The sequence below is a fragment of the Sorangium sp. So ce119 genome (assembly GCF_051524405.1).
Taxonomy (GTDB): domain Bacteria; phylum Myxococcota_A; class Polyangia; order Polyangiales; family Polyangiaceae; genus Sorangium; species Sorangium cellulosum_G.
This window is the reverse complement of sequence record NZ_CP150310.1, coordinates 11,279,507-11,300,844: the sequence shown is the minus strand read 5'-3', so window position 1 is coordinate 11,300,844 and position 21,338 is coordinate 11,279,507. Positions and strand designations below refer to the sequence as shown.

Sequence of the window (21,338 nt, the reverse complement as noted above, 5' to 3'; positions counted from 1 at the left end):
CACCTGCTGTCCGCTTCGTGCGCAAGTGGTCGATCCTTGCGCAGCTCCTGACGTCTGCGCCCCGCGCTCACGCGGGCTGCTCCGGTGGCCTCGACCGTGCATCGAGGCTGCGCCGAACGTGGGCTCGACAGCGAGACCGCGAGATCGTGCAGTCCAGCTTCAATTCTTCATCGCCAGCAGGAGATCGCTTATGCGTCACCACAGCACCCGGTCATCGTTCCACGCCCTGTCGCGCCTTCTTCGCGGCGGCGCCTTTCCCTGCCTGTCCCTTGCGCTCCTGACCGCGTGCGGCGCGGGCGCCGGCGACGGCAGCCCGGTCGACGCGCTGACCTCCAGCGCGACAAGCGCGGGCTTCCGGCTGACGTGCTCGCAGTTGACCATCGAGCGGGGCAGCCTCGGCGACGGACAGACCGCCGCCGCGCTCTCGGCGCGCGAGCTCACCGGGGAGCAGGACGACTGGAGCAAGTACGTCGAGTTCGCTCCGGGCTCGTCCGCCACGTGCGACTATGCGCTCCCGGCGGGGGTGTCTGGAGCCGACCTGTCGTCGCTGTCCCTCGACGTGAGCTACCGCGGCCCGCGGAAGTCCGACATGCGCTGGACGCTGGAGGCGTGGGACGCCGACGCGAACGCGTGGGTGACGATCGGCGACAACGCGTTCGCCGCCGCGTGGTCCTGGTCGAGCGCGACGCTCGCGCTCCCGGCGCCGTACGGCCGCTTCGCCCCCGGCGGGCAGATCAAGATCCGGTACGCGACGCGAAGCCGCGCCGACGCCTCGCTGCTGGACGAGCTGGTCCTCACCGGGACCGCCAGCAGCAGCGGCAACGGCAGCGGCGGCGGCGATGCCGGCAGCGGCGGCACCGGCAGCACCGGCAGCACCGGCGGCAGCGGCGTCAGCAGCGGCAGCGGCAGCGGCGGCGCCGGTGACCCGCCCGGCGCCTGCGGGCTCGGCGGCGCCACCGTGGCGCGCTCCTACTCGCCCAGGCTGTTCGCCGCGGGCGCGGATCCCTCCGGCGACGCCGAGTGCCGGGGCGTGCTCAACCCCGAGCGCGGCGTCTTTCGTTTCAAGGACCTCCGGAGCCTCGACGCGCTCTCGAACCTCCGGGCCGATGGCTACACGCTGATCTACGGCAAGGTGCTCCTCGACGACTACCGCACGCGGGACATCGACCAGGGGCTCCTCGACCAGCTCGGCGCGAGCTTCGCCGCCGTGCGCTCGGCGGGGCTCAAGGTGCTCCCCCGCTTCTACTACGCGGACACGGGCACCGCGCCGGACGCGCCGCTCAGCCGCGTGCTGTCCCACATCGCTCAGCTCGAGCCCGTGCTCCAGCAAAACGCCGATGTCATCGCCGTGCTGCATCCAGGCTTCGTCGGCGCCTGGGGCGAGTGGCACTCCTCGACGAACGACCTCACGAGCCCTGACAGCCGCGAACAGATCTTCGACGCGCTGCTCGAGGCGATCCCCGAGAACCGGATGATCCTCGCGCGCCGCCCCTCTCACAAGCTCGCGGCGTACGGCGGCCCGCTCACCGAGGAGACGGCGTTCTCCGGAGCGCCGCTCTCGCGCGTCGGCCACCTGAACGACTGCTTCCTCGCGAGCGACGATGATGTCGGCACCTACCAGCTCCCCGGCGAGAAGGCGTATGCCGCCGCGGACTCCGCGTTCGTGCCCGTCGGCGGCGAGACGTGCGGCCGCAACCCGCCGCGCAGCCAGTGCGCCTCGGCGCTCGCCGAGCTCTCCACGCACCACTGGAGCTTCATCAACACCGATTACCACCCTGACGTGATCGCCGACTGGAGATCCGAGGGCTGCTTCGAGACCGTCGCCTGCCGGCTCGGCTACCGCTTCGCCGTGATGGGGCACGAGTCCCCCGAGCAGGTCGCGCGCGGGCAGTCTCTCTCTCTCCGGCTGCGCGTGTTCAACGACGGCTATGCTCGGGCCTACAACCCGCGCCCGGTGTATCTCGTGCTCCAGCAGGGCGCGACGCGGCGCTTCGTCCAGGTCGACGCCGATCCGCGCCGGTGGGCGCCGGGCGAGGAGAGCGATCTCTGCCTCGCGGCGCAGCTCCCGGCCGATCTTCCCCCGGGCGACTACCAGCTCGGCGTGTGGCTGCCGGACGAGGCTGAACGCCTGCGCGACGATCCCCGCTACGCGATCCGGCTCTCGAGCGGCGCGACGTGGGACAGCGCCACGGGCGTGAACCTGCTCGACGCCACGGTCCGGGTGGTCGAGTGACTGGCACGCAAAAGAACCGGTAGAGCGGGGTACCGTGGCGAGCGCCTCTGCGCCCGGCGCAGGCGGCGCTCAGGCCGCATCGCCGGCGAGCAACGCCTCCAGCCGGTTGCCGGCCGCGCGGCGCGCGAGCACCTGCAGGACCCTCTCGACGAGCACCCCGCCCGCCTCCGCGGCGGGCAACCCGCCGGCGTGGATGCTGGAGATCACCGTGTACTCGAAGCCGATCGCTGGATTGCCGCTGAAGGCGGCGGCAGCCTCCTGGTCCACGCCGGGCGCGAGGCGGTAGGCGAGGTAGGCCGAGAGGCTGCGCGAGGCGAGCTCGCCGCTGCCCGGGCGCTCGCCGAGGAGCATCACGACGAGCCGCGCCCCGAGCCGCTCGGCGACGGCCTCGGCGAGCTTCACCCGGCCGTACCGCGCGAGCAGCGGCCGCCCGACGGTCACGCCGCGCGCCGCGAGGCCGTCCAGCAGGACCGGGAGCAGGTCGGGGACGTTGTGGTGGACGGCCTCGGCGCTCAGGCCGTCGGACACAACGATCTGCACCTGCGCGTCCTCCGGCGCGAGCCAGGCGGCGCTCTCCGGGGAGAGGCGCGCGCCCGCGTCGGCGGAGCCGAGGTGCTCGTCCTTGCTGGCCGCCGTCGTGGTGATGACCCGGAACGCGGCGACGCCGGCCAGCGCCTCCTCGCGCAGCTCGCTCTCGAGGGCCCCTCGCGCGATGGCCTCGTCAAGGCGGCTCCTTCGGCTCACCGCGTTGGCCGGGCGCGGACCGGCCGTGGCAAAGCCGTGAGCCGCGGGCGTCGCCGCGAGCAGCTCCGCCAGCTCGGCCTCGTCCGGGCAGAACTGCCGCACGTCGCCGAAGCGCGGACCGCGGGTGATCGCCCCCGGCGTCCACCCCCGCTTCCCGTCCCCCTCCCCCGCGCGCGCCAGGATACCCCGCTCGATGGCCCACTCCAGGAACTCGCCGCCGGGCGCGCGGCCGTGGATCTCCCGCAAGGTCTGCACGTCGTGCCCGCTCGTATCGAAATAGGCGAGCATGCGATCCGTGTTGAGACAGACGTCCATGTAATAGTTGGCGCCCGCGGCGGTGAGGAGCTGCGTCGCCATCTGCTGGCCCTCCAGCGTGACGTGGGCGTGCAGCGTGTAACAGGGGGCCATGCCCATGGGCACGCCGAGGAGCTTGCCCATGAAGTGGTCCTGGAGGTTCGCGAGGATCATCTCGCGATCGTCGAGGTGCGTCTCCGGACCGATGAAGCCGGTGACGTTGTTGACCATGAACGGGTCCCAGCGGCGCGCGAGCCCGTAACAGAGCGCCTCGGCCGTGGCCATGTCGATGCCGTTGTGCTTGCCGTAGGTGAGCTCGCTGCCCTGGCCGGTCTCGAAATACATGAACTGCTCGGCCTGGCCCGCGAGCGGGCCGCGCGCGGCCATGCGGCGATAGCCGTCGTCGAGGAGATCCACGGTGATGTCGAACTCGGTGACGTTGCAGGACTCGGTGCCGGCCAGGCTCTGAAAGAGGATCTCCACCGGCGCGCCCTGCTCGAGCGCGGCGAGCTGCACCTTGAGGTGCGACAGACAGCAGATCTGCGTGGGGACGCCGGTCGCGCGGCGAATGCGGTCGAGGTGGCGGAGGATCGCGGCGGTGGTCTCCACCGTGCCGGCCGCGGGGTTGACGCCGAGCAGCGCGTCGCCGGCGCCGAGGGAGAGACCCCAGTAGAGCAGCAGGGTGATGCCGCGCAGATCGTCGGTGGGGTGGTTCGGCTGAAGGCGCGAGGCGAGCGTGCCGGGGGCGCCGAGGAGCGTGCGCGCGCGGGTGGGGCGGCTGATCTTGCGGGCGAGGTAGACCAGCTCATGCACGTCGCAGAGCTTGGCGAGCGCCGCGGCCATGACCCCGGTCAAGGCGCCGCCGACGCGCGCCACCTCCGCGCCGGGGGCGCGGAGCAGCTGGTCCTTGAGCTCGCCGAGGCGCAGGGAGGCGATCGGGGCGAATGCGTCGCGGTCGATGTCGTAATTGACGCGCATCACCGCGTCGACCTCGCCCCGCTCGTCGGTGAGCGGGTGATCGTGGAGATGTTCGAGCGTCAGCTCGCCGAGCAGCTCGCGCGCGGCCTCCCGCGCCGCGTCTCCGCGCGCCGCGAGGCCGGCCTGGCGGTCGCCGGCCTTGCTGCAGTCGGCGGCGCCGAGGAGCCGCTTGAGGCCGCGGAACGAGGCGTCGTGGCCGGGCAGGCGGGCCGCGTACGCGACGTCGGGGCGGGGGCGGGGGACCTCGATCCGATCGAGCGGGGTCAACTCTTTCACGGCGCGCTCCTCCCTCCACAGGATATCGCCCGACGTCACCGCGTCATCACGGCGTCATCCCATAGAATGAGACCGGCAGGACCTGATCGCACAGGCGTCCGATCTGGACGAACCGGGCACCGCGCGCCTCCACCTCGTCGATGACGAGGAGGTCGAGGGGCAGCGCGCCCCAGCCGGTCACGTAGCCGCCGAGCGTCTTGCCCGCGTTCTGCGCGGTGAGGAGCACGAGCGGGTGATCCGGGATCGGCCCGGCCCGGCGCAGCGCGCCGGCGAGGCGCCCGCCGAGGAGCCGGAGGGCGGGCGCCGAGACATCGTCGAGGGCGATCTCCAGGCAGCAGCCGCCGGGGCTCCGACGGAAGAGGTCCACGGCGTGATCGATCTCGCCGTCGGCGGAGGCCGGCGAGAGCCGCGCCAGGATGGGCAGGTCGCGCAGGGGCAAGCGCTCGGGGCGCGGGAGGAACAGCGTCGCCCCGGAGAGCTGGGTGGCGTGGCGCAGGAGGCCGTACGCCGTCGCCCGGCCCATGCCGGCGGGCGTCGCGACCCGCGCCATCAGCCGCCGCGAGGCGAGGATCGCCCGGGCGAGGTCCACGCCGAGATCGCCGTGGTGGGCGGGCTCCGGCAGGGGGCGACCGGCCAGCCCGGCGTAGATCAGCTCGCCCACGCCGCCGGAGAAGGTGAGCGTGGGCGCCGCGAGCCCTTCCGGCAGCGCGAACGGCACCTGCACGTGGCGCGCGGCCGCGGGCGCGGCGAAGGCTTCGGCGCGCCCCGCGAGCGCCGCCTCGAGCAGCTCGACGTGGAACGCGGCCACCGCCTCGGCCTCGGCCTGGGAGAGCGCGTCGCCCGGGCCGCGGTGAAGGCCGAGGTGGTCGAGGGCGGACCGGGCCTCGGGCGTGAGCGACCGGATACGGCGCGAGCGCGGGTCGAGCGCGACGTGGCGCGCGCCGACGAGGAGACAGCCGGTGCGCTGGACCTCGCCGGCAAGGCCGAGCGCGAGGTTGGTGGTGCCGCCGCCGATGTCCAGGTTGATGAAGGGCTCTCCGGGGCGCGCGCGCGACAGGGGCGCGGCGCTGCCCATGAAGGCCACCCAGGACTCGAGGCAAGGGTCCTCGGCGACCGCGAGCAGCGCCTCGCCGACGCGCCCGCGGATCAGCCGTGCGAGCGCGTCGGCGTTGGGTCGGCGCGCGGCGAGGCCGGTGATGATCGCCCCGCCGCCGAAGATGGCCCCGGGCTCCACGCCGCCCTCGGCGAGCCAGCGGTCGAGCAGCGCCGCCGCGGCGTCGAGATCGAGGGCGTCACCGGCGAGGGGCGTGAGCGCCATCTCCGATCGGTAGCGCTCCTCCAGCGCGCCAAGCTCCACCCGACCGGTGCCCGCGGCGCGCGTGAGCGCCGCCGCGGCGACCACGGCGCAGCTCGTCGTGGAGCCGAAATCCAGGCCGAGCAGCGTGACCCGCGCGCCCATCCCGGGACCTCACAGCGCCCGCTCGAACGCGCCTTGCAGCGCGGCCTGCCCGCCGCGCTCGATGACGTCGCCGTGCGCCACCACGATGCGCTCCGGCGCCCACGCGAGCATCTGCCTCACCGCCGCCCCCACCGCCGCGCGATCGCGCATCATCGAGCGCGCGACGCGCGTCGGGCCGAACCGGCCATAGGCCCCGTTGAGGCGCATGAGGAGGCGCGTCGGGAAGTGCTCGCTCCGCGTGATGTGAAAGCAGAGATCCCAGAGGAAGAGGGTCCTCGTGGGCCGGTGGAAGAAGGCCACCTCGTCGAGCCTCGGCATCCCGCCGACCGCCACCTGGTCGATCTCCGCGGACCAGAGCGGGTCCGGCGCGTCGTCGAGCACGCCGGTGAACGTCACGCCAGGGCACTTCTCGTGGAGCCCGCGGCGGCCGACCACCCGCGCGCCCGGGAACAGCCTGGCCGCCGGCGCGAGGCCGAGGTGGTGCATCAGGTTCGGCGCCACGATCGCCCGCACCTCGCCGAGCGCGCGGATCTCCCCCGCCACGTGCTCCACGCTCGGGAGCGGCGAGAAGAGGATCAGCCCGCCGTCCCCCAGGCGCACGACCGGAGATCGCAGCGGGAAACGCATTCCTGGCAGCTTCAACGTGTCTTCCGCAGCCCAGATGGCTTGATCGAGCTGTCTCAGCATGCTCCAATTGGTAAACCTGCTTGACCATTTAGTCAAGCAAGTTGACCATTATGACCAAGCACGACCTCGATCCCAGCGACGTCGCCGAGCTCGAGCGGCGCAAGCGCGCGAGCCTCGGCCAGCTCCTCCTTCGCTCGGCGCGGCTGCTCGACGAGCGGGCGGTGGCGCGCGTCGCCCGCGGCGCGCGCGGCGTGAGCCAGGTGCGCCGGGCGCACACCGCGCTGATGCCGTACATCGATCTCGAGGGCACGCGGCTGACGGACCTGGCGGAGCGCGCCAGGGTGACGAAGCAGGCGGTGGGTCAGCTCGTCGAGGAGCTGGAGGCGATGGGCGTCGTGGAGCGGACGCCCGACCCGGAGGACCGGCGGGCGAAGCGGGTGCGGTTCACGCCGTCCGGGATCAAGGCGCTCCTTCACGGGCTCGGGGTGCTGCAGGAGCTGGAGGAGGAGCTCACGCGGTCGCTGGGCCAGAAGCAGATGGCCTCGCTGAAGAAGGGGCTCACCGCGCTGCTCGCGGCGCTGGAGTCATCGGAAGCGTCGGAGCCGCAGGAGGAGCCGCCGGAGCGCCGGTGACGGCGGGCGCTCCGGCGCGCCGGGGACCACCGGCGTCGTGGCGCTCGAGGCCCAGCGCGACCGGCAGGAGCCGCGCGATGTTGCGGGCGTCGTCGATGGCCCGGTGCTGCGTCCCCTGGAACGAGAGGCCGACCCGGCGCAGGGCCTGCCCCACGCCGAGCTCGCGCTCCTCGCCGAGGCGGCGGGCGAAGGCCCCGCGACAGATGGCTGTGCAAGGTGAGTCAGGCACTCGAGGCATCTTTTCGAGCGAAGTGAATTAGCGAAGCGAATCACGGCTCATCCACGTAATCATTCGCCTCGGCTCGAGCGTGGCAGTTCGATGCGCTCGCGAATCCCCGCAGGGCATTGCGCAGCTCGGCGGGCAGATGGGGATCTGCAGATACCCAGCGCCGAGCGATGCCCCGTCCACGGCTCGTCCCCCGAGCAGCCTGGCGCTGGCGGCGCCGCCGCCCGCCTCGACGAGGGCTTCCCGCGGGGCCGCCGCCGCGATACGACGGCGCCGTGACACGCACGATCGCACGGTGGGCACCTCTCCTCGCAGCGCTGGCCTCCGGGTGCGCCCCGCCGCCGGCCCCTGCCGCGCCGTCGGCCCACGAGACCGCCGCCCGGCGAGCGGCGAGCGTCGCGCTCACCGCCCTGTCGCACCGCAAGTTCGACGTCAGCGGCTGCGACGCCGCCGGGGCGCGCGTCGTCCAGGAGGCAGAGGCGCGCGCCGGCTCGCCTCAGGGCGAGCGCTGCGCCATCCTCGTCGCGCGCCAGGGCGATCAGACATGGCTCGTCGTCGTCCGCTCGTCGCTCTCGTCCGGCTCCGTCGGCGCGCAGGCGCTCGTGACCGTCCTGCCCGAAGCCGAGGGCGTCAGCGCCATCGAGTACGCGCGCTGATCCAGGCGATCACCTATCTCGCCCTCGCGACGAGGAACAACCTCCGGAACGGAAACGGCGTCTTCCCATCCGACGCCTTCGGATACGCCGCGGCCACCCGCCGCCCATACTCCTCCAGGAAATCGGCCCGCTCGCCGTCGTCGAGCGCCGCGAGCAGCGGCCGCAGCGCCGTCCCCATGGTCCACTCGACCACCGGACTCTCGCCCTCGAGGACATGCAGGTACTCCGTCTCCCAGATCTCGATCTGCGCGGCGTGCGGCGCCAGCACCTCGTAGTACCCCCGAGGCTCCGCGACCGGGCTCTCCCTCACCACCGCCGCCAGCTTATCGCGGAATCTCGGCATCCGGCTCGCCTCCACCATCGCCGTGTGCGACGGCGCCCCGTGGTTCCTCGGCATCTGTACCGCCAGCACGCCGCCCTTCGCCAGCCGCCCGAGGAGCGCCGGGAACAGCGATGGATGATCGTCGAGCCAGTGGAGCGCGGCATTGCTGAAGATCAGCGCCGGCGGCGCGGCCGGCGCGAAGCGCGCCATGTCTGCCTCGACGAACCGCGCCCCCGGCAGCGCAGCGCGCGCCCGGGCCAGCATCTCCGGAGAGCTGTCGACCCCCACGATCGCCCGCTCCGGGAAGCGCTGCGCCACGAGACGGGTGATGTTGCCGGCCCCGCAGCCGAGATCGACGATCTCGCCCGGCACGGCGAGGGCGACCCGGCCGAGCAGGTCGACCGCCGGTCGCGCCCGCTGGTCCTCGAACATCAGATATTGCGCAGGATCCCAGCTCGCCATCGCGCCCTCCGGCGGGCCAGCATAACAGAACGTGAGCTCCTCCCCGACGACCCGCGGGGCCGCGTGGCGATTTGCCTCACGCCACGCCAACCCGCCACGACGCGGTCGACCGCGTGGCGCGGGCGCGCGCAGTCCAGGCGCCGCCATGCCCGGCATGTACGTTGCTCGGGCCGCGCCCCGAAGGCCGCAGCGCGCTTCCACGCGCCGTTCGGCCGGCCGGCCGCTGGCGCGCCGTCGCACCCAGGCACGCATTTGAGGGAGATCTCTTGAACGCCCAAGCCACCAACCGTCCACCGCCGCGATCTCGACCGCGCCCCACCCTCCTCGTGGCGCTCGCCGCGCTCGCGGTTGCGCCAGGCTGCTTCAGCGCCCGCTCGTCCTCGGGCGGCGGCGAGACGACGAAGCCGCCGCCCCCGACCAGGACGATTCGCACGTCGGACATCGCGCTGCCCGCTGGATACGTCATCGAGGTCGTCGCCACGGGGCTCACCTTCCCGACCGGCGTCACGTTCGACGACGCCGGACAGGTCTATGTCACGGAGTCCGGCTACTCCTACGGTGAGGTCTTCACCACGCCGAGGCTCCTCCGGATCGCGCCGGGCGGCGGCACGACCGTCGTCGCGACGGGCAAGAACCCGCCGTGGACCGGGGTCGCCTGGGCCGACGGCGCCTTCATCGTCTCGGAGGGCGGCGTGACCGAGGGCGGCCGCATCCTCCGCATCGCGCCCGACGGCCAGACCCAGACCCTCGTCGCGGGGCTCCCGAGCTTCGGCGACCACCACACGAACGGGCCTGTCGTCGGCCCCGACGGCTTCATCTACTTCGGCCAGGGCACGGCCACGAACAGCGGTATCGTCGGCGACGACAACCACAAGTTCGGGTGGCTGAAGCGACACCCCGAGTTCCACGACGTGCCCTGCAAGGACGTGACGCTCACGGGCGCCGCGCTCACCACGTCGAACCCGCTCACGCCGCGCGACGAGGACGACAAGGTCACGACCGGCGCGTTCGTCCCGTTCGGCACGCAGACGCAGAAGGGGCAGGTCATCCCGGGCCAGGTGCCTTGCAGCGGCGCGGTCATGCGCGTGCCGGTGCGCGGGGGCACGCTCAACCTCGTCGCCTGGGGGTTCCGCAACCCGTTCGGGCTCGCGTTCTCGCCGGACGGCAAGCTGTTCGTCACCGACAACGGCTATGACGACCGGGGAAGCCGCCCCGTCTGGGGCAACGCCGACGCCCTCTGGGCCGTGACGCCGGGCACCTGGTACGGATGGCCCGACTTCGCCGACGGCCGCCCGGTCTCGCAGGATCGCTATGCGCCGCCGGGCGGGCCGACGCCCCCCGCCCTCCTCGCGGCGCCGCCGAACCCGCCGCCGCGGCCGGTCGCGTTCTTCGCGGTGCACAGCTCGTCGAACGGCATCGACATCGCGCGCGACCCGTCGTTCGGCTTCGCCGGCGAGGCGTTCGTCGCCCAGTTCGGCGATCAGGCGCCCGACGTCGGCAAGGTCCTGCACCCCGTCGGCTTCAAGGTCGTCCGGGTGGACCTGAAGACCGGCGTCATCCGCGACTTCGCGGTCAACCGCGGCAAGGACAACGGCCCCGCGTCGCGGCTCAAGTCCGGCGGCCTCGAGCGGCCCATCTCCGTGCGCTTCGACCGCACGGGCAGGTCGCTCTACGTCGTCGATTTCGGCGTCATGCTCATGGATGAGCGCGGCGCCAAACCGCAGCAGGGCACGGGCGCGCTCTTCCGCATCACCCGCGCGGCCACCGCACGCTGAAGGAGGAGACACCATGATCCTGCGCGCTGTCCTCTGCGGTCTCGTCGCCTCGTCCCTCTGGCTCGCGATCGGGTGCGGCTCGTCCCGAAGGAGCGAGCCGATCCTCGGGCCCCCGCCGCTCGACGAGCCGCCCGAGCGGCGAGGCGAGGTCGTCTTCATGAAGCAATGCCACCAGTGCCACCCGGGCGGCGCAGGAGGCCTCGGGCCGGGGCTCAACAACAAGCCCGCGCCCGCGGCGGCCATCAAGCTCCAGATCCGGAGCGGGCTCGGCGCGATGCCCGCCTTCTCGGACAAGGAGATCTCCGACGCCGACGTGGACGCGATCATCGCTTACATGATGTCCATCAGGACCCACGAGAAGGGCGATTGAGCGCGCGGCCGGGGGCGCGGCGCCGCGCCCGGCGCGGACTCCCGCCAGCAGACAGGCCGCCTCGGAGAGGCTGAACCGCACGCCAGGCAAATCGGCAACAACAGGAGAGGATCCAGGTCATGGCACCCATTCGCGGCGTAATTTTCGATGTCGACGGCACGTTGATCGACAGCAACGACGCGCACGCGCGCGCCTGGGTCGATGCGCTGGAGGAGTTCGGGCACAAGGTCCAGTTCGAGGAGGTGCGGCGGCGCATCGGCATGGGCGGCGACAAGCTGCTGCCCGAGGTGACGGGGATCTCCAAGGACAGCCCGGAAGGGGAGAAGATCAGCGCGCGCTGCTCGGACATCTTCATGGAGCAGCTCCTGCCCGGGCTCCGCGCCTTCCCCGGCACGAAGGAGCTCCTGGAAGAGCTCCACCGCCGCGGCCTCAAGATCGTCATCGCGAGCTCCGCCCAGAAGGAGAAGCTGCGCGAGCTCCTCAAGCTCACGGGCGCGAGCGGCGTCATCGAGAGCGCCACGTCGTCGAGCGACGCCGAGAAGTCCAAGCCGGATCCGGACATCGTCGAGGCGGCGCTCCAGAACCTCGGGCTGCCGCCCGGCGAGGTGGTGATGATCGGCGACACGCCGTATGACATCGAGGCCGCGGCGCGGGCTGGCCTGCGCACGATCGGCTTCCGCTCGGGCGGCTGGACCGACAGCGGGCTCGCGGGCGCCATCGCCGTTTACGACGGCCCCGCCGATCTCCTGGCGCAGCTCGATGGCTCGCCGCTCGCCGAGGGGGCCGGGGGCGCGAGCACCGCTCCCCAGGCCGAGAAGACCCCGCAGCAGCGGTACGTCTAGCTCCGTCCGACAGCAGCCACGAGATCGCCCGCAGACCGGGCGAGCACGCGAGCGATCGCCGCCGCGGTCGACGGCGCGGCCGGCCCCACGGGAGGCCGAGGCTTGCCCCGTGGGGAGCGCCGCTCAAGGTCCGCGCGCATGACTCCATCGAGCGACATCCGCGAGCCACGAGAACCGGAGTTCCTCCAGAACGACGACTCGAATGAAACGCTGCTGACGAGATCGCTGGAGCGGTGCGCCCGGCTCCTCGAGACGGACGAGGAGCTCCGGCGGGCGCTGCCGTCACCGGAGGTGCTGGCGCAGATCCGGGGCTGTCGGACCACGATCGAGTCCGTGGCGACGGCGTTCGCGCTCTACGCGGATCGCCCCTGCCTCGGCCGCCGCGCGCTCGACACCGCGGCGCCGGAGCCTGGCGGCGACGGCTCGCCGCGCCCTCTGCCGGAGTTCCGCGCCGCCCGCTACGCCGACGTGTGGTCTCGCGTCGAGGCGTTCGCCAGCGGCCTCCGGCACGATCGGCTCGCGGACACCGGCGATCTCGTGGGCATCATGGGATTCGGCAGCACGGACTGGGTGGTCGCAGACCTCGCCTGTCTCTATCTCTCCGCCGTCTCGGTGCCGATGCAGACCAGCATGATCCCCGCGGACCTGCGGCACATCGTCGCCGAGACCGAGCTCGCGTGCGTCGTGTGCAGCGTGGACCAGCTCGCGCGGATCGAGGCCGTGCTGCCGCGGTGCCCCTCGGTGCGCGGCATCGTCGTCATCGACGTCGTGGACGGGGATCGACGCGCCCAGGACGAGCTCGATCGGGCACAACGAGCCCTGCGCGCGCTGGAGACAGGAGGCCGCCGGCTCGCGGTGCGGACCCAGCAGGAGGTGGAGCGCCTCGGCCGGCAGCAGGGCATCGTGCCGAAGGTCCTGCCCGAGGAGCGGGGCGAGCGCGACCCGCTGATGACGCTCATGTACACGTCCGGGAGCACCGGCTCGCCGAAGGGCGCGATGGTCCCGGAGAGCCTCTGGTGCCGGTACTGGCAGCGAGCGTTCACGAGGAGCCACGACCCACGCCTCGACGTCCTGCCGCACGTGGGCCTCAACTACAGCCCGATGAACCACTTCATCGGGCGCACCCAGGTCGGCCGCTCCCTCATGCGCGGCGGGGTCACGCACTTCGTGCTGAGGAGCGATATGTCCACCCTCTTCGAGGACATCCGCCTGGCCAGGCCCACCGCGCTGTTCCTGGTGCCGCGCATCGCGGAGATGATCCACCAGCAGTTCCAGGCCGAGCTCCTGAAGCGCTCTCGCGATCTCGACATCGCGCGAGAGCGGCTCGAGCACGAGATCATGGCGGACATGCGCGCGTCGCTGCTCGGCGATCGCCTGCTCCTCGCGACCATCGGTTCGGCGCCGACGCCGCGCGAGGTCCTCTCGTTCCTGAAGCGCTGCTTCGAGGTGCCCGTCATCGATGGCTACGGCTCCACGGAGGCCGCCTCCCTCACGTTCGACGGCCGGCTGGATCGCGAGGTCGTGGCCGAGTTCAAGCTGGTCGACGTGCCGGAGCTCGGCTACCGCACCACCGACGAGCCGTACCCGCGCGGCGAGCTGCATCTCCGCTCGCTCCTCATGGTGCCCGGCTATTACAAGAACGAGCAGGCCACGCGGGAGCTCTTCGACGCGGAGGGGCTCATGAACACCGGCGACATCGTCGAGCAGCGCGGGCCAGACACCCTCGTCTGGATCGACCGCGCGCGGAACGTCCTCAAGCTGTCGCAAGGAGAGTTCGTCGCCACCTCGCGGATCGAGGTCCTGTACAGCGCGGGCAGCCCCTTCATCCACCAGGCCTTCCTGTACGGCAACGGCGCCCGCTCGTACCTCCTGGCCGTCGTCGTCCCCGATCTTCACGCCGTCTCCGCGCACCTGCGGCGGCGCGGGGCGGAGCCCGACGACGCGGCCGTCAAGCAGCTCCTGCGCGAGGAGATCGACCGCATCGCCCGGGAAAACCAGCTCCGCGCGTACGAGATCCCGCGCGATTTCCTGGTCGAGGGCGATCCGTTCACCAGCGAGGGCGGCCTGCTCACGGAGACGCAGAAGCCGGCGCGCGCGCGGCTCAGGGCCAGGTACGGCGCGCGCCTCGAGGAGATGTACGCGACGATCGAGCGCGCCCAGCTCGAGCAGCTCCGCGAGCTCCACGAGGAGATCGGCGCGACGGCGCCGCCCGCCGCCGTGGTCGTGAAGAGGGCCCTGGAGGCCACGCTCGGGCTCGCCGACGTCGAGCCGCGGGGCGCGCAGAGCTTCGCCCAGCTCGGCGGCGACTCGCTCACCGCCGCCCGCTTCAGCCGCGTCGTCGAGGACATCTCCGGCGTGGCCGTGCCCGTGGGCCTCGTGCTCGACCCGACCAGCGGCGTCCGCGCGATCGTCGATCACCTGGAGCGCGCCCTGGCGAGCGGCTCCGCCCGGCGCCCCGCGACCTTCGACGGGGTGCACGGCGCCGGCGCGGACGTCGTGCGGGCCGCGGACCTGCGCCTCGACAGGTTCCTCGGCCCCGACGAGCTCGCGGCCGCGGCGCGCTCGACGCCGGCCGCGGCGCTGCCGGCGCGCGCCCGGGTGGCGCTGCTGACCGGCGCCAACGGCTTCCTCGGCCGGTTCCTCGCGCTGGAGCTCCTCGAGCGGCTGCCCGAGGAGGGCCGGCTCTACTGCGTCGTGCGCTCGCGGGACGACGCCCTCGCCTTCGATCGGCTCCGCGCGGCCTACGCGTCCGACCCCGCCCTCGTGAGCAGGTTCGACGCGCTGTCGGGGCACGGCCGGCTGGTCGTGCTCGCCGGCGACCTCATGAAGCCGAGGTTCGGCCTCCCGGACGACGTGTACGCGCACCTCGGCTCGGAGGTCGACTGCGTCGTGCACAACGGCGCCCTGGTGAACCACGCCCTGAGCTACCCGCAGCTCTTCGAGCCCAACGTCCTCGGCACGGTGGAGGCGATCCGCTTCGCCGTCGCCCGCCGCGTCAAGGCGATGAACTACGTGTCGACCCTCGGCGCGGTGAGCGGCCTCGACCGCCGCGGGCCCATCCGCGAGGACGAGGACCTGCGGGCGCTCTGGCCGGAGCGCCCGCTCGACGGCGGTTACGCCGCCGGGTATGCGGCGAGCAAGTGGGCGAGCGAGGTGCTGCTCCGGGACGCGCGCGACACGCTCGGCCTGCCCGTCAACGTCTATCGCCCGAGCGGCATCATGGCGCATCCCCTGTATCGGGGGCAGATCAACGTCCCCGATTTCTTCACGAGGCTCCTGTGCGGCCTCGTGTACACGGCCCTCGCCCCGAGATCGTTTTACCAGAATGCCCGCCCGGACCGCGCCGGCCACTATGACGGCCTCCCGGTGGACGTCGTGGCGCGGAGCATCGCCGCCGTGGCCGTCGATCACCTGCAGCCGCCGGCCGGTACGGGGGAGAGGGCGAGCCACGCCACGTACCATGTCGTGAATCCCCACCGGGATGACGGCATATCGCTCGACGTCATCGTCGCGTGGGTGAGATCGGCGGGTTACCCGGTCGAGCGCGTCGACCCGTATGCGGCGTGGTATGCGGCGTTCCGGGACCGGCTGATGCAGCTCGGCGAGCGTCAGCGGCACCTCTCGCCGCTCGCCATCCTCCATGCGTGGGAGCGCCCGGGGCGCGCCGACGGGGAGGTGTTCGACGCCGAGCGCCTCCTCGCCCGGCTCCAGCAGCTCGCGGCGCGGGAGGGGTCGGGCGATCTCGCGGCCCTGCCGCACGTGAGCGAGCAGCTCATTCACAAGTACCTGGACGACATGGTGGCCCTGGGGGTCATCGGGCCTGCCGCCGTGCGCGCGGCGGCGTCCTGACCCCGCGTCGTCACGGCGCGCGCGATCGAGGAAGGCGCGCCCGAGGGATCCGCCCCGCAGCGGCCCGTCTCCCGCCGCTGGCCGATGATCCCTCGACCCGCCGCGCGGGCGCGGGGTAGCATCCCGCGCAACATCCGTGATCATCACCCCATAACAAGGAGCGCTGCGGGCCCCGCCGCCCGCGGCACGCAGACCTCATGAAGCTCGCTGTCATCTCAGGCAGTCACCGCAATGGATCCGAGTCGGGGAAGGTCTCCCGCTACGTGCAGCAGCAGCTGACGGCCTCGCCGGACGTCACCTCGACCTACGCGCTCGATCTCGCCGACAACCCGCTTCCGCTCTGGGACCCGGAGGCCGGGCAGCCGTCGGAGAAATGGGAGCGCGTCTGGTCTCCGATCTCCGCAGAGCTCACCGCGTCCGACGCCTTCGTGATCGTGACGCCGGAGTGGCACGGCATGGTCCCCGCCGGATTGAAGAACTTCTTCCTCCTCTGCACGCGCCGCGAGCTCGCGCACAAGCCCGCGCTCATCGTCGCGGTCTCCTCGGGCACGGGCGGCGCCTATCCGATCGCCGAGCTGCGCATGAGCAGCTACAAGAACACCTACCTCTGCTACATCCCGGACCAGGTGATCGTCCGCAGCGTCGCCGGCCTCCTCAACGACCCGGCGACGCCGCAGTCTCAGGACGACGAGCGCATCCGCGCGCGGCTCCGCTACGCGCTCGGCGTGCTCCTCCAGTACGGCAAGGCCCTGCAGCAGGTCCGCGCCAGCGGCGCCCTCGACCTCGCCAAGTACCCCTTCGGCATGTAGCCCCGCGCTCCGCCGCCGGGGCGGCCAGCCCCACCCACATCGCCGCACATCAAACCACGTCGGCGCCCTGCCTGGCGCGCCGCGTCACCTGGCGAACGTCACATTCATCCGCTATGGTGGACGCCGCGTCTGTTAAACTGGCGCTCAGCACCCATGACAATGCCATTGCTCACGCTTCCGAACCCGGGCGCGATGTCTTTATCGATTCGCGCCAAGGCTGTGGTCTTCGAGGACGAGCGATCGAGGGCGTTGCTCGACCGCATCCGGCGGCTCGCGCCGAGCGACGCCACGCTCCTGGTCACCGGCGAGACCGGGACGGGCAAGGAGATCGTGGCGCGTCACATCCACGCGCTCAGCCACCGGGCGCGGCGGCCGTTCGTGGCGGTGAACTGCGGCGCCTGGTCGGAGTCGCTGGTGGAGAGCGAGCTGTTCGGCCACGAGAAGGGGGCCTTCACCGGGGCGACCACGGCGAAGGCGGGCTGGTTCGAGGCGGCGGACGGCGGCACGCTGTTCCTCGACGAGGTCGGCGACCTGCCGCTGCAGCTCCAGGTGAAGCTGCTGCGCGTGCTCCAGGAGCGCGAGGTGGTGCGGCTCGGCTCGCGCCAGCCGATCCCGATCGACGTGCGGCTCATCGCCGCGACGAACGTCGACCTGGAGGCGGCGGTGGCCGCGCGACACTTCCGCGAGGACCTCTACTACCGGCTCAACGTCGCGACCGTCTCGCTCCTGCCGCTGCGCGAGCGGCCTGGCGACATCCTCCCGCTCGCGCGCTATTTCCTCGCCGTGCACGCGGGCCGGGTCGGCGCCGTGCCGGCCGAGCTCACCCCGGAGGCGGCGCAGCGGCTGCTCGACCACCCGTGGCCCGGGAACATCCGGGAGCTCGAGAACGCGATTCACCACGCGCTCCTCGTGTGCAAGGGCCACCGGATCACCCCCGCCGACCTGCGGCTGACCGCGCTCCAGCCCAGGGCGTCCACGCTGCCGCCGGCGCCGGCGTCCGTGCCGGCGCCGTCGCTGCGGGCGCTGCCGGGCGGCAGGGCGGCCCCCGAGGCGCCCCTTGCGACCCCCGAGGCGCCGCTGGCCGCGCTGGAGAGCGCCCTGCTGGCGCTGTTCGAGCAGAACCGCCCGGGCCTGCACGAGCACATCGAGGAGGTCCTCATGCGCACGGCCTACCGCTATTGCCACCGGAACCAGCTCCAGACCGCGCGGCTGCTCGGCATCAGCAGGAACATCGTGCGCGCCCGGCTCGTCCAGTTCGGCGAGCTCGCCCGCTCGCCGCGATCGCGCGGCGGCAACGAGCCGCCCGAGTCCGGGCCGATCTCGAGCGGTCCATGCTCGCTCGACGAGGCCGCGTGCGGCGGCGAGGAGCGGGGCGCCTCGATCGAGACGGTGCGGATCGGGTGCCAGAAGTTCGGGCTGCTGATGCGGCTCGTGAAGCTGAAGGGGTCGCTCGAGCGCGCGCTCGCGGAGCGCGGCGTGAAGGTCGCGTGGGTCGAGTTCCCCGGCGGCCCGCAGCTCGCCGAGGCGCTCCGGGAGACGCAGGTCGACCTCGGCCTCGTGGGAGAGGGGCCGCCCATCTTCGCGCTCTCGGCGCGCGCGCCCATCGTGTACCTCGCGGCCGAGCCGCCCGCGCCCGAGGGCGAGGCGATCATCGTCCACCGGGACTCGCCGATCCGGACGGTGGCGGATCTCAAGGGCAAGACGGTGGCGCTGAACAAGGGCTCCAACGTCGACTACCTGCTCATCCGGGCGCTCGAGGAGGCGAACGTCCGGTACGAGGACGTGCACGTCACGTTCATGCCGCCGTCGGGCGCCCGGGCGGCGTTCGAGCGCCGCGAGGTCGACGCGTGGGCGATCTGGAACCCGATGCTCTCGTCGGTCAGGGACGCCACGGGGGCGCGGGTGCTGCGCGACGGGCGGGGGCTGGCGACCAACAGGGCCTATTACATCGGCGCGCGGGGCTTCGCCGACGCCCACCCCGACCTCGTGCAGCTCTTCCTCTCGGAGGTGAAGGCCGTGGGGGAGTGGGCCAACGCGAACACCGAGGCCGCGGCGGCGCTCCTCGCGCCGCAGCTCGGCTTGCCCCAGGCGGCGCTCGTCGCGGCGCTCCAGCGGCGGCGGTTCGGCCTGCGCGCGCTCGACGCCGAGCTCGTGGCGTCCCAGCAGGAGGTCGCGGACGCGTTCCTGAAGCTGCGGCTCATCCCGCACCCGATCCGCGTCGCCGAGGCGCAGTGGGCCCCGCCGTCGCGGTGGGCCCCGGCGGCGCGCTGCGAGGCGGCGGGGGCCGTCGCGTGCGCGGGGCGATGACCGCGCCTTCGTGGAGCTACGTCAAGCGAGCGGCGCGGAGATGGGGTGATGTCGAGCCGCGCGTCGAGCCGGGACCGCGGCGTGCCCCTGCCTCGCGCCGAGCGCCGCCGCGTCAGCGGGCGATCTGCGACAGCGCGAACGCGTACGCGTCCGCGAGCTCCTCGACCGTCGACTGGACCCTGTCGCCGCCCCCGTGCCCGGCCTTCTCCTGGATGCGGAGCAGCACGGGCCCGCCCGTCGAGGCGGCCTGGAGCGCGGCCGTGAACTTGCGCGCGTGCATCGGGTCGACGCGATCGTCGCTGTCGACCGACATGACGAGCAGGCCAGGGTAGGCCGTCCCGCTGCGCACCCGATGGTACGGGGAGTAGCCGAGGAGCGCGCGGAAGTCGTCCGGATCGTCGGCAGAGCCGTACTCCTCGATCCACGTCTTGCCCGACCCGAACAGGTGATAACGGGCCATGTCCATCAACGGCACCTGGCACAGCGCCACCCTGAAGAGGTCGGGGCGCTGCGTGATGGCCGCTCCCACGAGCAGCCCGCCGTTCGAGCGGCCCTCGATCACCAGCCGATCGGGCCGCGTGTAGCCCTGGCGCACCAGGTGCTCCGCGGCTGCGATGACGTCGTCGAAGACGTTCTGCTTGTTGTGCCTCATCCCCGCGCGGTGCCAGGTCTCGCCGTACTCGCCGCCGCCCCTCAGGTTCGCGATGGCGAACAGGCCTCCTCGCTCGAGCCACGGATAGGCCTTCGACCAGAAGCTCGGCGTGATCGCCGTCGAGAAGCCGCCATAACCGTAGAGCACGGCGGGCGCAGCGCCGTCGCGCCGAGCGTCCTTCCTCCGGAGCACGAACATCGGCACCCGCGCGCCGTCCTTCGAGGTCACGAAGACCTGCTCCGTCGTGTAGGCGGCGGTGTCGACGGGCACCTGGGTCCGGTACACGAGGTCCGTACGCCCCGTCGGCACGGAGAGCTCGTGGACCTCGAGCGGGAGGGTGAACGACTCGAACGTGAAGTACGCCTCGTCCTCCTCCGGACCGCCGTGGAGCGTCGGGACGCTCCCGATGCCGGGCAGCTTCACCTCGTAGGCAGGGCTGCCGTCGAGCTCCCGGATCTCGAGGCGCGCGGCGACGTCCTTGAGGTAGACAAGGCCGAGCCGATTGCCCACGATCTCGAGGCGATCGAGCTTCTCGTCGCGCCGCTCCGGGACGACCTCGACCCAGCGATCTCGCGCGGGATCCCGGGGATCCGCGCGGAAGACACGGTAGTTGGGCGCGCCGTCGTCGGTCAGGATGTAGAGATGGTCGCGGTGCGGCTCGACCAGATACATGTGCGGCTGAGCCCTGATGAGCGGCTTCCACTCCGCCTTCTTCCCCGCGCGGAGCTCCTGGATGTACACGTCCGTCGACACCCAGCCGTGCTGCACGGTGGCGATCAGCCAGCGGCCGTCGCGCGAGGCCGCGACCTGGTGAAACGTCCTCGGGTCGCGCGTGGCCTCGCGGACCAGGCGATCCCCCGCGGGGTCGGCGCCGAGCGCGTGATACCGGATCTCGGCCAGACCGGGGCGGTCCGCCGCCGGGCTCCGGCGGCTGAGCGGCGGCACCTTGACGTAGTAGATCCCGGCGCTCTTTCCGTCCCACGCCAGCGCCGTCCTGTCCGCGTACTTGGCCCCCTCGAGCACCTCGGGCAGCTTCTTGCCTGTCGCGACGTCGATGATCTCGAGCGTCGCCTCGTCGGAGTTGTTCTTCTTGACCTGGTAGGCGACGTACCGGCCGTCCCAGCTCGGGAGCCAGCTCCCGAGCGACACGCTGCCGTCCGACGACCACGCGTTCGGGTCGAGCAGCACCTTCGGCTCACCCGCCTTGCCCTGGCGCCACTGGACGGCTTCCTTCTCCTGACCGACCGCCCTCTTCGTCCAGAAGTAGCGGCCGCCGCGCTGGAGCGGCGCGCCCACGCGCTCGATGTCATAGAGCTCCCGGAACCGCTTGAGGAGCGCGTCGCGCTCGGGGAGCTTCGCGAGCTCGGCGCGCGCGAAGGCGTCCTGCGCCGCCGTCCACGCCTGGACCTCGTCGGACTCGCCGTCCTCGAGCCAGCGGTACGGGTCCGGCACCGGGACCCCGTGCAGGACGTGGACCACATCGACGATCCTCGACGGCGGATAGGCGCGGACCGGGGCGCTGGAGGGCGCGCTGGCGCTCGGCGCGGTCGCCTTCGGCGGCGGCGGCGGCGCAGGGCGCGCGGTGGTCGGGTCGGCTCCGCGGCACGCAGTGAGGAGCATCAGCGCGGCCATCGTGTGTCTCGCGGCGAGCATGGCGCTCACGCTAGCGTCGTCCACGCGAGCCTTCCAGGCGAGAAGAGCCCGCCGGAGGCGCCGCGAACCAGCCGCCGCGCGGCGGGCTCATCGTCCTCGAAGAGGGCCCCGGGAGCGCTCCTCGCAGGGCCGCGTGGCGACGGCCACCGCGCCGCCGGGCCGGTGCCCCGGA

15 protein-coding genes and 1 pseudogene are annotated in these 21,338 nt (G+C 72.6%); 11 read left to right on the top strand and 5 right to left on the bottom strand.

What is annotated here, in order from left to right:
- Positions 1-190 precede the first annotated feature (190 nt).
- Positions 191-2,233, top strand: a complete 2,043-nt coding sequence (locus WME76_RS42645; RefSeq protein WP_437957891.1) for a DUF4832 domain-containing protein — start codon at positions 191-193, stop codon at positions 2,231-2,233.
- A gap of 69 nt (positions 2,234-2,302) precedes the next feature.
- On the opposite strand, the gene eutB is transcribed toward WME76_RS42645, so the two are convergent.
- Genes eutB through WME76_RS42630 form a run of 3 tightly spaced genes read right to left on the bottom strand, consistent with a single transcriptional unit; the run spans position 2,303 to position 6,671 of the window.
- Positions 2,303-4,525, bottom strand: a complete 2,223-nt coding sequence (gene eutB / locus WME76_RS42640) for an ethanolamine ammonia-lyase subunit EutB (RefSeq protein WP_437957890.1) — start codon at positions 4,523-4,525, stop codon at positions 2,303-2,305.
- A 46-nt stretch (positions 4,526-4,571) separates the two neighbouring features.
- A complete protein-coding gene (locus tag WME76_RS42635; RefSeq protein ID WP_437957889.1) occupies positions 4,572-5,984 on the bottom strand; it encodes an ethanolamine ammonia-lyase reactivating factor EutA in 1,413 nt (470 codons plus the stop codon).
- Between the two features lie 9 nt (positions 5,985-5,993).
- Positions 5,994-6,671, bottom strand: coding sequence for a DUF4336 domain-containing protein (locus WME76_RS42630; protein WP_437957888.1), 678 nt, complete (start codon positions 6,669-6,671; stop codon positions 5,994-5,996).
- A 50-nt stretch (positions 6,672-6,721) separates the two neighbouring features.
- On the opposite strand from WME76_RS42630, the gene WME76_RS42625 reads away from it, so the two are divergent.
- The 3 genes from WME76_RS42625 to WME76_RS42615 all read left to right on the top strand — a co-directional run bounded on the left by WME76_RS42625 (position 6,722) and on the right by WME76_RS42615 (position 8,125).
- On the top strand, positions 6,722-7,243 hold the full coding sequence (locus tag WME76_RS42625) for a MarR family winged helix-turn-helix transcriptional regulator (RefSeq protein WP_437957887.1): 522 nt from the start codon (positions 6,722-6,724) through the stop codon (positions 7,241-7,243).
- Between the two features lie 37 nt (positions 7,244-7,280).
- Positions 7,281-7,463, top strand: coding sequence for a hypothetical protein (locus WME76_RS42620; protein ID WP_437957886.1), 183 nt, complete (start codon positions 7,281-7,283; stop codon positions 7,461-7,463).
- Positions 7,464-7,744: 281 nt separating this feature from the next.
- Positions 7,745-8,125: a hypothetical protein gene (locus WME76_RS42615; RefSeq protein WP_437287850.1), complete on the top strand. Its 381-nt coding sequence runs from the start codon at positions 7,745-7,747 to the stop codon at positions 8,123-8,125.
- A 13-nt stretch (positions 8,126-8,138) separates the two neighbouring features.
- Here the strand turns inward: WME76_RS42615 and tam are convergent, their stop codons facing one another.
- Positions 8,139-8,909, bottom strand: coding sequence for a trans-aconitate 2-methyltransferase (tam, locus tag WME76_RS42610; protein ID WP_437957885.1), 771 nt, complete (start codon positions 8,907-8,909; stop codon positions 8,139-8,141).
- A gap of 266 nt (positions 8,910-9,175) precedes the next feature.
- Between tam and WME76_RS42605 the strand changes: the two genes are divergently transcribed.
- The 7 genes and pseudogenes from WME76_RS42605 to WME76_RS42575 all read left to right on the top strand — a co-directional run bounded on the left by WME76_RS42605 (position 9,176) and on the right by WME76_RS42575 (position 18,861).
- On the top strand, positions 9,176-10,684 hold the full coding sequence (locus tag WME76_RS42605) for a PQQ-dependent sugar dehydrogenase (RefSeq protein WP_437957884.1): 1,509 nt from the start codon (positions 9,176-9,178) through the stop codon (positions 10,682-10,684).
- Between the two features lie 13 nt (positions 10,685-10,697).
- Positions 10,698-11,054 carry a c-type cytochrome gene (locus tag WME76_RS42600; RefSeq protein ID WP_437957883.1) on the top strand — a complete coding sequence of 119 codons (357 nt, stop codon included), beginning with the start codon at positions 10,698-10,700 and terminating at the stop codon, positions 11,052-11,054.
- Between the two features lie 119 nt (positions 11,055-11,173).
- Entirely contained in the window at positions 11,174-11,896 is a 723-nt protein-coding gene (locus WME76_RS42595) for an HAD family hydrolase (protein WP_437957882.1), read from the top strand.
- Positions 11,897-12,034: 138 nt separating this feature from the next.
- Positions 12,035-15,745 (top strand): thioester reductase domain-containing protein, encoded by a 3,711-nt coding sequence (locus WME76_RS42590; protein WP_437957881.1) that lies wholly within the window; start codon positions 12,035-12,037, stop codon positions 15,743-15,745.
- Between the two features lie 197 nt (positions 15,746-15,942).
- Positions 15,943-16,554 carry an NADPH-dependent FMN reductase gene (locus tag WME76_RS42585; RefSeq protein WP_437957880.1) on the top strand — a complete coding sequence of 204 codons (612 nt, stop codon included), beginning with the start codon at positions 15,943-15,945 and terminating at the stop codon, positions 16,552-16,554.
- Between the two features lie 159 nt (positions 16,555-16,713).
- Positions 16,714-17,829: pseudogene (locus WME76_RS42580) on the top strand (sigma-54 interaction domain-containing protein); the annotation flags it as partial.
- A gap of 114 nt (positions 17,830-17,943) precedes the next feature.
- Positions 17,944-18,861, top strand: coding sequence for an aliphatic sulfonate ABC transporter substrate-binding protein (locus WME76_RS42575; RefSeq protein ID WP_437962225.1), 918 nt, complete (start codon positions 17,944-17,946; stop codon positions 18,859-18,861).
- Positions 18,862-18,973: 112 nt separating this feature from the next.
- On the opposite strand, the gene WME76_RS42570 is transcribed toward WME76_RS42575, so the two are convergent.
- Positions 18,974-21,166 (bottom strand): prolyl oligopeptidase family serine peptidase, encoded by a 2,193-nt coding sequence (locus tag WME76_RS42570; RefSeq protein ID WP_437957879.1) that lies wholly within the window; start codon positions 21,164-21,166, stop codon positions 18,974-18,976.
- Positions 21,167-21,338: the final 172 nt, after the last annotated feature.